This is a genomic window from Amycolatopsis sp. WAC 04197 (assembly GCF_003947475.1).
Classification (GTDB): domain Bacteria; phylum Actinomycetota; class Actinomycetes; order Mycobacteriales; family Pseudonocardiaceae; genus Amycolatopsis; species Amycolatopsis japonica.
This window is the reverse complement of sequence record NZ_QHJK01000010.1, coordinates 1-13,732: the sequence shown is the minus strand read 5'-3', so window position 1 is coordinate 13,732 and position 13,732 is coordinate 1. Positions and strand designations below refer to the sequence as shown.

Annotated in this window: 11 protein-coding genes and 1 pseudogene; 7 read left to right on the top strand and 5 right to left on the bottom strand. The window is 67.1% G+C overall.

Annotated elements, in window-relative coordinates; all coding sequences use genetic code 11:
* Positions 1-5: 5 nt before the first annotated feature.
* The 3 genes from DMC64_RS32570 to DMC64_RS32560 all read right to left on the bottom strand — a co-directional run bounded on the left by DMC64_RS32570 (position 6) and on the right by DMC64_RS32560 (position 6,295).
* On the bottom strand, positions 6-1,442 hold the full coding sequence (locus DMC64_RS32570) for a PLP-dependent aminotransferase family protein (RefSeq protein ID WP_125736635.1): 1,437 nt from the start codon (positions 1,440-1,442) through the stop codon (positions 6-8).
* A gap of 12 nt (positions 1,443-1,454) precedes the next feature.
* Positions 1,455-5,063 (bottom strand): methionine synthase, encoded by a 3,609-nt coding sequence (gene metH, locus DMC64_RS32565; RefSeq protein WP_125736634.1) that lies wholly within the window; start codon positions 5,061-5,063, stop codon positions 1,455-1,457.
* A gap of 143 nt (positions 5,064-5,206) precedes the next feature.
* Positions 5,207-6,295, bottom strand: coding sequence for an acyltransferase (locus tag DMC64_RS32560; RefSeq protein ID WP_125736632.1), 1,089 nt, complete (start codon positions 6,293-6,295; stop codon positions 5,207-5,209).
* Positions 6,296-6,727: 432 nt separating this feature from the next.
* Between DMC64_RS32560 and DMC64_RS32555 the strand changes: the two genes are divergently transcribed.
* From DMC64_RS32555 to DMC64_RS32545, 3 genes are all read left to right on the top strand, one after another.
* Entirely contained in the window at positions 6,728-7,186 is a 459-nt protein-coding gene (locus DMC64_RS32555; RefSeq protein WP_125736631.1) for an SMI1/KNR4 family protein, read from the top strand.
* A gap of 508 nt (positions 7,187-7,694) precedes the next feature.
* Entirely contained in the window at positions 7,695-8,585 is an 891-nt protein-coding gene (locus tag DMC64_RS32550; RefSeq protein ID WP_125736630.1) for an SMI1/KNR4 family protein, read from the top strand.
* A 33-nt stretch (positions 8,586-8,618) separates the two neighbouring features.
* Positions 8,619-9,092 (top strand): SMI1/KNR4 family protein, encoded by a 474-nt coding sequence (locus DMC64_RS32545; RefSeq protein WP_125736628.1) that lies wholly within the window; start codon positions 8,619-8,621, stop codon positions 9,090-9,092.
* Positions 9,093-9,231: 139 nt separating this feature from the next.
* Here DMC64_RS32545 and DMC64_RS32540 read toward each other — a convergent pair whose 3' ends face one another.
* Entirely contained in the window at positions 9,232-9,906 is a 675-nt protein-coding gene (locus DMC64_RS32540) for a peptidylprolyl isomerase (RefSeq protein WP_037342351.1), read from the bottom strand.
* 137 nt (positions 9,907-10,043) lie between these two features.
* On the opposite strand from DMC64_RS32540, the gene DMC64_RS32535 reads away from it, so the two are divergent.
* A complete protein-coding gene (locus DMC64_RS32535) occupies positions 10,044-10,655 on the top strand; it encodes a hypothetical protein (protein ID WP_125736627.1) in 612 nt (203 codons plus the stop codon).
* Between the two features lie 12 nt (positions 10,656-10,667).
* Here the strand turns inward: DMC64_RS32535 and DMC64_RS32530 are convergent, their stop codons facing one another.
* The gene (locus tag DMC64_RS32530) at positions 10,668-10,937 is read right to left on the bottom strand and encodes a DUF2631 domain-containing protein (protein WP_037342353.1); all 270 of its coding nucleotides are present in this window, start codon (positions 10,935-10,937) and stop codon (positions 10,668-10,670) included.
* 95 nt (positions 10,938-11,032) lie between these two features.
* Between DMC64_RS32530 and dxr the strand changes: the two genes are divergently transcribed.
* From dxr to DMC64_RS32515, 3 genes and pseudogenes are all read left to right on the top strand, one after another.
* Positions 11,033-12,238, top strand: a complete 1,206-nt coding sequence (dxr, locus tag DMC64_RS32525) for a 1-deoxy-D-xylulose-5-phosphate reductoisomerase (protein WP_125736626.1) — start codon at positions 11,033-11,035, stop codon at positions 12,236-12,238.
* Positions 12,239-12,241: 3 nt separating this feature from the next.
* Positions 12,242-13,486 (top strand): RIP metalloprotease, encoded by a 1,245-nt coding sequence (locus DMC64_RS32520; RefSeq protein ID WP_037342355.1) that lies wholly within the window; start codon positions 12,242-12,244, stop codon positions 13,484-13,486.
* A 118-nt stretch (positions 13,487-13,604) separates the two neighbouring features.
* Positions 13,605-13,732 (top strand): annotated as a pseudogene (locus tag DMC64_RS32515) (4-hydroxy-3-methylbut-2-en-1-yl diphosphate synthase); the annotation flags it as partial.

The window sequence follows — 13,732 nt, the reverse complement described above, 5'->3', positions numbered from 1 at the left end:
GGTGGCTAGCGCCCGATCTTGCCCAGGACGGCGATGCCCTCGGCGATGTCGCTCGCCGGGCTCGCCCCGTAACCGAGGACGAGGCCGGGTTTCATCGGCCGCTGACAGTGCCACGACAGCGGCTGCACCTTCACCCCTTGCTCCAGCGCGGCGGCGGCGAAGTCGAGATCGGAGAACTCGCCGTCGAAGGTGATCGTCAGATGTAGCCCGGCGGCGGCGCCGTGCACCACGGCGTCCGGGAGATGCGTCCGGAGCGCGTTGATCATCGCGTCCCGGCGCCGTCGATGCCGCTTGCGCACGAACCGCAGCTGCCGTTCCATCTCGCCGGATTCCATGAGATGCGCCAGCACCAGCTGCGGGAGGACGGCGTTGCCGAGGTCGGCGAACCGTTTGGCCGCGACCACCTCGTCCCGGTATCGCGGCGGCACCAGCATCCAGCCGACCCGGAGCGCGGGCGCGAGCCACTTCGACACACTGCCCGCGTAACAGACCTGCTCGGCGAGCATCGAGCGCAGCGCGGGGACCGGCGGGCGGTCGTAGCGGTGCTCGGCGTCGTAGTCGTCCTCGATGATCAGCCCGCCGTCCGCGGCCCAGCGCATGAGTTCGCGACGGCGTTCCCCGCCGAGCACGACACCGGTCGGGAACTGGTGCGCGGGCGTGAGCAGTACGGCGGGCGCGCCACTCCGGACGAGTTCGTCGACGTCGATCCCGTCTTCGTCGACCCGGATCGGCGGTGTCGCCAGCCGCCGGTCGTGCAGATGCTGCCGCGCGCCCAGTGAACTCGGATCCTCGATGGCGATCTCGGACATCCCGTTGTCGCGCAGCACCTGCGCCAGCAAACCGAGCCCCTGCGCGACACCGGCGACGATCAGCACGTCGTCGGCGTCGGCGGTGATGCCCCGGGTGCGGGCGATCCAGTGCGCGATGGCCAGCCGCAACGCGGGCGCGCCCCGCGGGTCGCCGTAGCCGAACGCCGCCGCCGAGAGGTCGTTGAGCACGGTGCGTTCCGCGCGTAACCAGGCGGTCCGCGGGAACGCCGTCAGATCCGGCACACCGGGGGACAGGTCGATCCGCGCCGGGGTCGACCGCAGCGAGTCGAAAACGCCGATCCCGGGTGCGGGCTGGAAGATCGTGCCCGCCGCCGGGGGACCGGGTGCCGCGTGTTCCTTCGTCCGCGCGGGCGCCGCGACGACCACCGTGCCCGCGCGGCCGCGACCGGCGACGTGACCGTCTTCGACCAGCCGCTGGTAGGCCTCGGTGACCACACCGCGCGAGACCCGCAGGTCCGCGGCCAGCGCCCTGGTCGCGGGTAGCCTGCTGCCGACCGGCAGGCGGCCGTCGGAGATGGCGTGCCGCAACCGCGACGCCAGCCAGTCCGACCGGCGCCCCGGCGGTGCGTCCCCGATGTCCAGCTGCAGGAAGTCCGAGCCCTCGGCAGTCACGCGGTCATTGTGTCATTCGGGATCGTAGGCGAGGTTCGGGCGGAGCCACTGTTCCACAGTGGACAGTTCGAGGCCGCGACGGACCGCGTAGTCCTCGATCTGGTCCTTGCCCAGCCGTCCGACGGTGAAGTACCGCGAAGCGGGGTGGGCGAAGATCAGCCCGCTGACGCTCGCCGCCGGTGTCATCGCGAACGACTCGGTCAAGGCCATGCCGAAACTGCCCGCGTCGAGCAGGTCGAACAGCTCCTGCTTCTCGCTGTGATCCGGGCTCGCCGGGTAACCCAGCGCCGGGCGGATGCCGCGGAACTTCTCGGCGTGCAGGTCTTCCAGCTTCGGATCGGCGTCCGGTTCGAACCAGTCCCGTCGCGCCTGGAGGTGCAGGTGCTCGGCGAACGCTTCGGCGAGCCGGTCCGCGAGCGCCTTCACCATGATGGCGCGATAGTCGTCCTGCTTCGCCTCGAACTCGGCCGCGAACTCCTCGGCACCGAGGATGGTGACCGCGAACCCGCCGAGGTGATCGCCCGCGCCCGCCGGGGCGATGTAGTCGGACAGACAGCGGTTCGGCCGCTCCAGCGGCTTCTTGGTCTGCTGGCGCAGCATCGGGAACTTGACGCCCGACTCGAGGATGATGTCGTCACCCTCGGAGTGCGCGGGCCAGAACGCGTACGCGCCCTTGGCCTGGAACCGTTCCTCGGCGATGATCTGGTCCAGCAGGGTGTTCGCGTCGTCGAACAGCTCGCGCGCCACCGGGTTGTCCAGGATCGCCGGGTACTTGCCCTTCAGCTCCCAGGCCAGGAACAGGAAGGTCCAGTCGATCATCTCGCGCAGCTCGGTGAGCGACGGCGAGACGTACCGGACGCCGGTGAAGGCGGGTGTCGGGATGTCGTCGAAGGAGACCTTCTCCGGGTTGGCCCTCGCCTGCTCGACCGTCAGCAACGGCGTTCGCTGCTTGTTCGCGTGCTGCACGCGCAGCTCTTCCTGGTCCTCGCGGTTCTTCTTGTCGAGGATTTCGGCGCGGTCCGCGTCGAGAAGGTCGCCGACGACGCCGACGACGCGGGAGGCGTCCAGGACGTGCACTGTCGTGTGTTCGTACGCCGGGGCGATACGGACCGCGGTGTGCTGACGTGAGGTGGTCGCACCGCCGATCAGCAACGGCAGCTTCAGCCCGCGCCGCTCCATTTCGGCGGCGACGTTGACCATTTCGTCCAGCGACGGCGTGATCAGGCCGGAAAGGCCGATGGCGTCGGCACCCTCGGAGACGGCCGTGTCGAGGATGACCGAAGCGGGGACCATCACACCGAGGTCGATCACCTCGTAGTTGTTGCAGCCGAGGACGACGCCGACGATGTTCTTGCCGATGTCGTGCACGTCGCCCTTGACCGTCGCCAGGACGACCTTTCCGTTGCCCTGACGGGTTTCGACGCGGCCTTCGAGGCGCGCCTTCTCCTTCTCGGCCTCCATGAACGGCTCGAGGTAGGCCACCGACCGCTTCATCACGCGCGCGCTCTTGACCACCTGCGGCAGGAACATCTTCCCGGACCCGAACAGGTCGCCGACGATCTTCATGCCGTCCATCAGGGGGCCTTCGATGACCTCGAGCGGCCTCGGCAGCTTCTGCCGTGCTTCCTCGGTGTCCTCTTCGATGTAGTCGACGATGCCGTGCACCAGCGCGTGGCTGAGGCGTGCCTCGACCGGGTTCTCGCGCCAGGAGAGGTCGACCGTGCGCTTGGTTCCCTTGCCGCTGACCGTTTCCGCGAACGTGACCAGCCTGTCGGTGGCGTCCTCGCGGCGGTCGAAGAGCACGTCCTCGACCAGTTCCAGCAGATCCTTGGGGATGTCCTCGTAGACCGCGAGCTGTCCGGCGTTGACGATGCCCATGTCCAGCCCCGCGCGCACGGCGTGCAGCAGGAAGGCCGAGTGCATCGCCTCGCGCACGACGTTGTTGCCGCGGAAGGAGAACGAGAGGTTCGAGATACCGCCGCTGATGTGCACGCCGGGGCAGCGTTCCTTGATCCGCGGCAGTGCGTCGATGAACGCCTTGGCGTACCCGTTGTGCTCGGAGATACCGGTGGCGACGGCGAGCACGTTCGGGTCGAAGATGATGTCCTCGGCGGCGAAACCGGCCTGCTGGGTGAGCAGGTCGTAGGCGCGGGCGCAGATCTCGACCTTGCGGTCGGCGGTGTCGGCCTGGCCTTCCTCGTCGAAGGCCATCACGACCACGCCGGCGCCGTAATCGCGGATGCGGCGGGCCTGCTGGAGGAACTGCTCCTCGCCTTCCTTGAGGCTGATGGAGTTGACGACTCCCTTGCCCTGCACGCATTTCAGCCCGGCTTCGAGGACCGTCCAGCGCGAACTGTCGATCATGATCGGCAGCCGGGCGACCTCGGGTTCGGTGGCGATGAGGTTCAGGAACGTGGTCATCGCCTTTTCGCTGTCGAGCAGGTCGGCGTCCATGTTGACGTCCAGCAGGTTCGCCCCGCCGCGGACCTGCTCCAGCGCGACGTCGACGGCGGCCTGGTGGTCGTCGGCCTCGATCAGCTTGCGGAACTTGGCGGAACCGGTGACGTTGGTCCGCTCGCCGATCATGACGAACCCGGTGTCCTTGCCGATCTCGAACGGCTCGAGCCCGCTGAACCGGGTGTGCGCCTTCGGATCCGGGACGGTGCGCGGCGCCATCCCCCGGACGGCGTCGGCGATCTCCTTGATATGCGCGGGGGTCGTGCCGCAGCAACCGCCGACGACGTTGACCATGCCGGCCGTGGCGAAGTCGCCGAGCAGCCCGCCGGTCTCCTCGGGCGTCTGGTCGTACCCGCCGAACGCGTTCGGCAGGCCGGCGTTGGGGTGACAGGCCGTGTACGTGCCCGCGAGGCGGGACAGCTCGGCGATGTGCGGGCGCATCTCTTCGGCGCCCAGCGAACAGTTGACGCCGACGAGCAGCGGATCCGCGTGCTCGATGGAGCTCCAGAAGGCCTCGACCGTCTGCCCGGACAGCGTCCGGCCGCTCAGGTCGACGATCGTCACCGAGATCCACAGCGGCAGATGCGGCGCGACGTCACGGGCCGCGGCGATCGCGGCCTTGCAGTTGAGGGTGTCGAAGATCGTCTCGATGAGCAGCAGGTCGACGCCACCTTCGGCGAGCGCCTTGATCTGGTCGGCGTACGCGGCGTACACCTCGTCGAAGGTCACCGCGCGGAACGCCGGGTCCTCGACCTTGGGGGACAGCGACAACGTGACGTTCAGCGGCCCGACCGACCCGGCGACGAACTTCCCGCCCGCCGCGTCCGCCGCCTCGCGCGCGATCTGGGCGCCGCGGAGGTTCATCTCGTACGCGAGATGCTCGAGCCCGTAATCCGCCTGGCCGATGGTGGTGGCGGTGAACGTGTTCGTCGTCGTGATGTCCGCGCCGGCGTCCAGATACTGGCGGTGGATGTCGAGGACGACATCCGGCCGGGTGATGTTCAGCAGGTCGGGGTCGCCGGTGATGTCACGGGGATGATCCTGGAACCGCTCGGTGCGGTAGTCCTCTGGCTTGAGGCCGGCGTTCTGGAGCATCGACCCCCACGCGCCGTCGAGCACCACGATGCGCTCATCCAGCAGCTTTCGCAGGGCGGTCGTTTCCATCCAGCGCTCCTCCCATGTCGTGGGAGGCGCCCTTGCGGTGAGGTCCGGGGCCGAGCGTGGCGGACCCCGCGGTCCGTTGCAGCGCCTCTCGACCTTGGCGACCAGAGTACCGGACCCGCACAAGGGTGATCCGCCCGAATCGCTCAGCCGCTGGCCAGAGCGGGTTCGGCTTCCCGGATCGTGGGACGGGGCGGTACGGGCCTGCGCCGGGCGACCAGTTTGCGGCCGACCTCGATCATCGGCACCTCGACCCAGCGGTAGAGGACGTCGGAGATGACGAGGGCGACGACGGTCACGGCGATCGCGGTCAGGGTCCGGTGCGTGCCCAGCTGGGGAATCGACAGCGCGACCACCGTCGCTGCCACCCCTTGCAGGAGGTAGACGGAGTACGACCGCTCGCCGATGAACCGCATCGGAGGGGTGGAGAAGAGCCAGGCGATCGGGCCGCGCGGGATCAGCGACGTGATGAATAGCGCGACCAGCACCGCGTACGTGGTGCCGCCGATCGTGCCGCCGTCTTGGAAGAAGGCCTCGATGTCGGTGATGTGGATCTGGAGGACGACGAGGATCGCGAGCAGGACGAAGCAGGCGATGGGGTGCGTGAAGACGCGGAGGACCGCGAAGCCCTTGCGGTAGTGGAGGCCGATGGCGAGCGCGCAACCGATGATGATCGGCGAGTAGGCGCCGGCGTACGGCATCACCGGGATCAGGGCGATCATGAGCGCGATCAGGCCGACCGCCAGGCCCAGCCGCTTCGGGAAGCTCAGCGCCGCGATGCCGAAGGCCAGGAACGGCCAGACGAGGTAGAACTTCTGCTCGACTCCCAGCGTCCACGACTGACCGAAGGGTGCGTTGTGGGCGAATTCGTTGGTGAACGTCAGGAAGTACGGCATCGCTCCGGCGAGCCCGCTGGACGTGTACTGCCCACGCAGATAGGTGAACACCACGATGATGCCCAGGACCGCGAAATACACGGGAAGAATGCGGAACGCACGACGGATATAGAAGTTCGCGAGCGAGATCCTGCCGTTTCGGTCTTCTTCACGCAGTGCCAGCGTGGTGATCAGGAAGCCGGAAAGAACGAAGAAGAGGTGGACGCCGATCCACCCGTTGGCCATGGCCCACGACGGTCCTCCGTAGTGGAACACCACCACGAGGAGCGCGGCGATCGCGCGCAGCCCGTCGAGGGCCGGGAATCTCTTCGTGGACAGGTACTGCTCGTGCGTCATCATGGTTGAACCCCCAGGAACGTCACCGGTAGTCGGGCCGATGCGGATGCGTCACTCTAAAGGGTGAAATGCTGGTTCCTGTGAGGGGGCTGTGTGTTTCCGCGTGCGCCAATCTTTCATGGCGTGCACAGTGTTGGAGATTTACCGACTGGCGTGCGTCTTGCTGCTCTTGAATGCCGGAAAGCGAAATAGCTGATTGTTCTCGACTGCGAAGCGTGGTGTATCGATGAACCGCGGATGGCGGGCGAAACCGAGGGGATAAGGAGCCTCTCTCGTGAACAGGTGCTCGATGAACTTCTGTCGCTGGTGGTCGTCATGGCAGCCAGGTGGTCGACGAAAGCGGCAGGCTCGGGCAAGGTCTGGGCGAACGGGAGCTCGCGAGACAGGGTCGAAAGTGTGAAGTCATGAAGGGCCGACAAGTGGAGGTGAACGGTCATGGAGTTCGATGAGTTCGATGCCCTGGTGCTGCGGACGAAGGAGGGGTTACGAGCTCAGGAATACCTCGAAGACTACTTTCCTTTCGATTCATGGCGTTCGTCCGAGGAGGAGATCGAGCGAGTCGAGCACGAGCTCGATGTTCGCCTTCCTGGACAGTACAAGGAATTCATGGTGCGACATGGCGGCGGCGCGTTCCTCTTCGTCGATCTGCTGCCGGTCGTCGCGCCCGGCCCGAGAGAAGAGGACCTGGTCTCGGTCAACCGCGATTCCCTGCGGGAGACGGGATTTCTCGCGGTGGCCCCGGTTGGTACCGGGGATTGGTGGGGCTTCACCTTGACTGGAACCGAGTGCGGCGAAGCGGTCGAATTCCGCTTCCACGACGATGGCCTGCGCGAACGTGCGGCGCCCGGTTTTCTCGATTTCCTGGTTCGGCACGGGCTTCGTCGGGACTCGTGAAATTCGATGGGCGCTGGCCGGATCTGCGCTCCTGGGCCACGCGGATGTCCTCCCTGAGCGCCAAGTTCGAGCGAGGATTCGAGGCGGGGTACGGGTACCCGCCAGGTGGGAACCAAGTGGTCCTGGCGGATGAGGATCTGGGCGAGAGTCGACTCCTCGCGGACGTCGGTTGTGCGGCGGAACTGGTGGACCTTCATGCCGTCACGTGAGAGGTGTCGTTGCCGGATCTCGGTAACGGGGTCTTCGTGCATTCGGCGCGGGACGTACTCGCGGGGTTGCGAGGAGCGATGCCCACCCTGTTCCGAGGTGTCGTGGAGGACTCAATCATCGTTTCGGGTCGGACGGGGGAGGTGCACTGTTCGCACTCAGTACGAGCGGGAGTGGCGTGTACCGGCTTCGCGGAGGCGCCTTCGTGCCCGACACCTATGCTGCGGACAAGACGGGAGCGATTGGATCCCGGGCGATTGCTGGACACTGTCCTGGTTGAAACGGAAGGTCAGGTCATCGAATGAGCGTCGAAGCGAGCGAGCGGCTCATCGAACTGATCCGTGCGAACGACGGCATCTCGAACCATGCCGATGGTTTGGACGAGGCATCGATCAGCGCCGCGGAGCGAACTCTTGGTATCGCGCTCCCTCCCTCGTATCGCCGCCTGCTCCAGGAATTCGGCACCTGGGACATCGCGGGAGAGGAGTTCATCGGGCCCGTCACCGAGACCTTGGACATGCGCCGGGACCACAGGATGCCCGAGGAACTGATCCTGGTGGCGTTCGACGGGATGGGCGGAGTGGTGGTCCTCGATTCCTCGCAGCCGGATGACGCCGGCGAGTACCCGGTCCTGGCATGGGTTCATCACAACGAGCCTTCGGAGAGGCTGGGGGACGATTTCGGATCTTTCGCTCTCGCGTTGTGTGCCCGATCTCTGTACCGAGGAAAGGTGAACCTTCCCGTCGGCTCTGCGGGCAGCATCGCGCAGGACCTCCTCGGACTACCCGGATCACGTCGGAAGCCCCCGGCCGTCGACGAGGTCGTGGCAGCCGTCCGTTGTTTCGAAGCCATCGGGTTCGCCGTACCCGATGGCGTTGATACCGACGGTTTCCTCTTTCAGTACGGCGAAGTGAACTGGGGCTCCGAGCCGATGTTCGCGGTGGGGTTCGTGCGGCAGATGGAGATCGTCGACGCCGAAGGTGAACACGCAGAGTACTCACAGGTCGGCTTCGAGTTCCGCTGTCGTGTGGACGCGGACCTGCGGTCACTCGGGAGCAGTGCGGTGTGGTGGTTTCGCGGCGACGGTGTCGATTTCGCGGATTGGCTCGCGTCGGTGACGGGGGATCCTGTTTGGAGGATGCTCCGGAAGAAGGAGATCGCCGAGTTCGTCCTTTCGCAGGAATCTGTCTGAGCTCGGCCGAGCAGTGGTCTGGAGAGGAAGACGGTGATCGAACCGTTCGCAGGTGAAGACATGTTCACCGGCCCGGCTGTCGACGACGCGTTGATCACCAAGGCCGAGGAACGACTCGGGTATCGTCTCCCGTCGTCCTACTTGGACATCTTGCGTCGGATGAACGGCGGGCTCCTCCGCCGCAGACGGTGTCCGACGTCGTTCCCTACCTCGTGGGCGGACGATCATTTCGAGGTGCGATCGCTGCTCGGAATCGGCGGTGACCATGGAATCGACTCAAGCGGTGGTCGTGGTAGCCGGGACTTGATTTCGGAGTGGGGGTACCCGGATATCGGAATAGTGCTCTTCGATATGCCTTCCGGCGGGCATGACGCGGTCATGCTCGACTATCGCGACTGTGGAGGCGGCGATGAGCCTGCTGTCGTTTACATCGACGAAGATCGAGTCCCTCGCCGAATCGCCCGTGATTTCGACGAGTTCCTCGGGCTCCTTGACGACCAGGAGTGACGTGGAGTCAAGTGAGCGCGAACAGGTCGTAGATCTGAAGTTCGCTGCGGCGCAAGGGAAGGCGCCCTTCTCCTTGAGAGATGGTGAGGCAGTCTTCCTCCCATACCGGCGACTACGCGATCATTGACTCAAAGGGGCCTCAGAAACCGACGGTCGCCTTCTGGATCTTCACCGGCTTCGCGGGCAGCCCGTCGGCAGGCCCGTTCGGATCCGTCGGGATGATCCCGTTCGCCACGATCCGGTCCAGCACCTCCATACCCCGCACGACCTTGCCCATCACCGAGTAGTTCTTCGGGATGTTCGCGAACGAGTGCACGATGAAGAACTCGCTGCCGTTCGTGCCGGGGCCCTGGTTGCCCATGGCGATGGTGCCGCGTTCGTAGGTCTCGGTGCCGTCGACCTCGTCCGGGAACTTGTAGCCCGGCCCGCCCTTTTCGGCTTCGTAGATGTCGCCGCACTGCAGGACGCCGAGGCGCGAGGAGTTCGTCAGGCGCCAGCACTGGCTGTGGTCGTAGAAGCGCTGCAGGGCCAGGCTCGCCAGGTTGTGGACGGCGCACGGGGCGGCGCCGGCGCGGTTCAGGCGCACGGTCACCGGGCCGTAGTTGAAGCGGAACGTGACGTCGACGGTGCCGCGGGTCAGAGCGAAGGGGAGCGGCCGCAGGACCGGGCGGGCCGCGGGGTTTTCCGGCGTCGGCGTGAACTCGCAGCGCACGATCGGCAGGGACGCCGTGGCGGGCGCGGCGGTGGCGACGCCGGGCAGGAACACGGCGGCGAGAGCGGAAACGACAGCGGTGACACCCCAGCGCAGCTTCATGAGGGGGAACCTAACCCAAAAGGATGGTCGTCGGGTAGCCGTTCACGCGGGGGTGCCGTCCGGGTGGTCGTGAGTGGCGATTCGGGTTAGAACACGAATCGCCACTCACGACCACCTGCACCGAACGGTCACCGCACATGCTGAGCTCACTCACCGCCGCGTACCTCGCCCTCGCCGCCATCGTGCTCCCGCCCACCGAGATCCGGCCCGACCAGGTCGAACACGTCGCCCTGCCGTGCGTCCAAGCGGGCGTGTCCGCCGACGACACCGACTCCGCCCAGAGCCTCAACCAGCAGCTCGCCACCAAGATGCGCGGCTACATGAACCCGTACAACACCTCGTGCGCCAGAGTGATCGTCGAGACGGTGCAGAGATCGGGGCTCAACGATCGCGCCGCGGCCATCGCGATCGCCACGGTGATCGTCGAGTCGAGTATCGCCAACCTCGACGGCGGCCTCGGTGACTCGGTCGGGCTCTTCCAGCAGCGCGCGAGCTGGGGATCCTTCGAACAGCGGACCGACCCGGTGTGGGCGACCGGCCGGTTCCTCGCCGTGATGCGGCAGTTCTTCCCGAACGACTCGTGGAACAACGTCGCCATCGGGGACGTCGCCGCGGCGATCCAGCGGCCGGCGGCGAAGTACCGGCACCGCTACGGGGTCGAGGCGGGTGACGCGATCAAGATCGTCAACGAGCTGTGGGCCCAGAACGGCGAATGGCCCCTGCCCACCAAGGTGGACAAGGGCCATTAAGCCGTGAAGGAGCTACTTGCGCCAGGCCGTGCGCTGCTTGCGGATGTCGAGCACCAGCCCGAACATCATCAGCAGCGACAGGCCGATCAGCCACAGGTTCTCGGTCCAGCCGTGGTGGTTGCCGTACAGCATCACCAGCAGGATGATCGCGCTCAGCCAGCCCGCGATCCGCGTCGCCTTCGGGAACGAACCGTGCCAGCCCCACTCGGCCGACGGCTCGTCGCGCGGGTCGACGGTGTCGACGCCCACCCGGCCGCGCTTTTCGACCGCTTTGCTCGCCACGATCAACTCCTCAAAACCCGATGGTCCGCTTGCCCGCGAATGATCCCACACCTGGCTGCACGCGTCCGACGGGCCCCAAGCGACAATGAGCCCCGATGACTACCTCGCGAAGTGTGCTCGTGCTCGGTTCGACCGGATCGGTCGGCGCCCAGGCCCTCGACGTCGCGGCCCGCAACCCGGAGCTGTTCCGGGTCGCCGGGATCGCCGCGGGCGGCTCCGACCCCGCCGCGCTGGCCGCCCAGGCCCTGGCGCACCAGGTCGACGCCGTCGCCATCAGCAGGCCGACGGCCGTGGAAGACCTGCAGCTCGCGCTGTACGCCGAGGCGCAGAAGCGCGGTTACTCCCGCGGCGACTTCAAGCTCCCGCGCATCTTCGCCGGGGCCGACGCGGTCGTCGAGATGATCGACGCCACCCCTGTCGACGTCGTGCTCAACGCGCTCCCCGGGTCCCAGGGCCTCCCGCCGACCCTGCGCGCGCTCGCCACCGGCGCCACGCTCGCGCTGGCCAACAAGGAGTCGCTGATCGCGGGCGGTCCGCTCGTGCTGGCCGCGGCCAAGCCCGGCCAGCTCGTCCCGGTCGATTCCGAGCACTCCGCGATCGCGCAGGCCCTGCGCGCCGGACGCGAGTCCGAGGTCGCCCGGCTGGTGCTCACCGCCTCGGGCGGTCCGTTCCGCGGACGCAAGCGTGAGGAACTGGCCGACGTCACGGTCGAGCAGGCGATGGCGCATCCGACCTGGTCGATGGGCCCGCTCATCACGATCAACTCGTCCACGCTGGTCAACAAGGGGCTGGAGTTGATCGAGGCGAAGCTCCTGTTCGACATCGAGACCGACCGCATCGACGTGGTCGTCCACCCGCAGTCGATCATCCACTCGATGGTGACCTTCGTGGACGGTTCGACGATCGCCCAGGCCAGCCCGCCCGACATGCGGTTGCCGATCGCGCTGGCGCTGCACTGGCCGGACCGCGTGCCCGGCGCCGCGGCCGCGTGCGTCTGGGACAAGCCCGCGAGCTGGACCTTCGAGCCGCTGGACAACGAGGCGTTCCCGGCCGTCGAGCTCGCGAGGCACGCCGGGACCGTGGGCGGCTGCGTCCCGGCGGTCTACAACGCGGCGAACGAGGAGTTGGTCGCGGCCTTCCTGGCACAGAACACCGGCTTCACCTCGATTGTGGACACTATTGCCCAGGTGGTGGAAGCCGCCGACGAATGGCGTCGTGAACCTCGCGACGTGGATGACGTACTAGCTGCCGAGCGCTGGGCTCGCGCGCGTGCCGGTGCGCTGATCGGTAAGGGGAAGTAGCGCGTGCTCTGGTTCATTCTCGGGATCGTGCTGTTCGCGCTGGGTATCTGCCTGTCCGTCGCCCTGCACGAAGCCGGTCACATGTGGGCGGCCAAGGCCTTCGGCATGAAGGTCCGGCGCTACTTCATCGGCTTCGGGCCGACGATCTTCTCCTTCCGCCGCGGTGAGACCGAGTACGGCGTGAAGTGGATCCCGCTCGGCGGGTTCTGCGACATCGCGGGCATGACCGCGCTCGACGAGGTCACCCCGGAGGAGTCGAAGCGCGCGATGTGGCGCTTCAAGACCTGGAAGCGCACCGTCGTCATGTCGGCGGGTTCGGCGATGCACTTCATCCTCGGTTTCGTCATCCTCTACCTGATGGCCGTCACCATGGGCCTGCCGAACCCGGCCGCGCAGGCCGCTCCCACCGAAGCCGTGATCAGCGCCACGTCCTGCGCCCGCGCGGCCACCACGGTGGAGCAGCTGAACGACACCACCTGCCCGCCGAACGCCCCGACCCCCGCGAAGACCGCCGGTCTCCAGGCGGGCGACAAGGTCGTCTCCGTGGCTGGCAAGCCGATCAAGACCTGGCGCGAGATGCTCGCGGCCGTCCAGGTCGCCAGCGGCCCGACGCCGTTCGTGGTCGAGCGGAACGGGCAGCGGCTGAACCTGACCGTCGACGTGCCGCGCGTGCAGCGGCTGGTCGCCGACGGTTCCAACAACACCACGGTCAAGGACGTCGGCATGATCGGCGCTTCGCCGATCCAGAACACCGCACCGCCGCTGCTCACCTACGGCCCGGTCGACGCCATCGGTGGGACGCTCAGCTTCACCGGCACGATGTTCTCCGAGACCGCCAAGCGGCTGATCGAGTTCCCGTCGCGGATCCCCGCGGTGGTGGATTCCATCTTCGGCGGCGAGCGCGACCCGAACACCCCGGTCAGCGTCGTCGGCGCCAGCCGGATCGGTGGCGAGGCGGCCGAGCGTGGCCTGTGGGAGATCTTCGTGCTCCTGCTGGCGAGCCTGAACTTCTTCATCGGCGTGTTCAACCTGCTGCCGTTGCTCCCGCTCGACGGCGGGCATATCGCGGTCGTCTGGTACGAGCGGGTCCGTGACTGGATCCGGAAGCTGCGCGGCAAGGCGGCGGGCGGACCGGTCGACTACACGAAGCTGTCCGCGGTCACGATGGTGCTCGTCTTCATCGGCGGCGCGGTGACTCTGCTCACCGTCACCGCCGACATCGTGAACCCGGTCAAGCTGTTCCAGTGACGCGAGAGGACGGCGACGGAGCGCGCTGTCAGCATGATTGGGCTGCCCAGGTAATGCTGCTCACCGTGACGGCTGACGTCGTGGATGTCCGCCGATCGGGGTAGGTACGCTTGACGGCGTGACTGTCGCTCTTGGTATGCCAGCGCTTCCTCCTCCCGTCCTCTCCGAGCGTCGCAAGACCCGACAGCTGCAGGTCGGGCCGGTGGGCGTCGGCAGCGAGCACCCGATTTCGGTGCAGTCGATGAC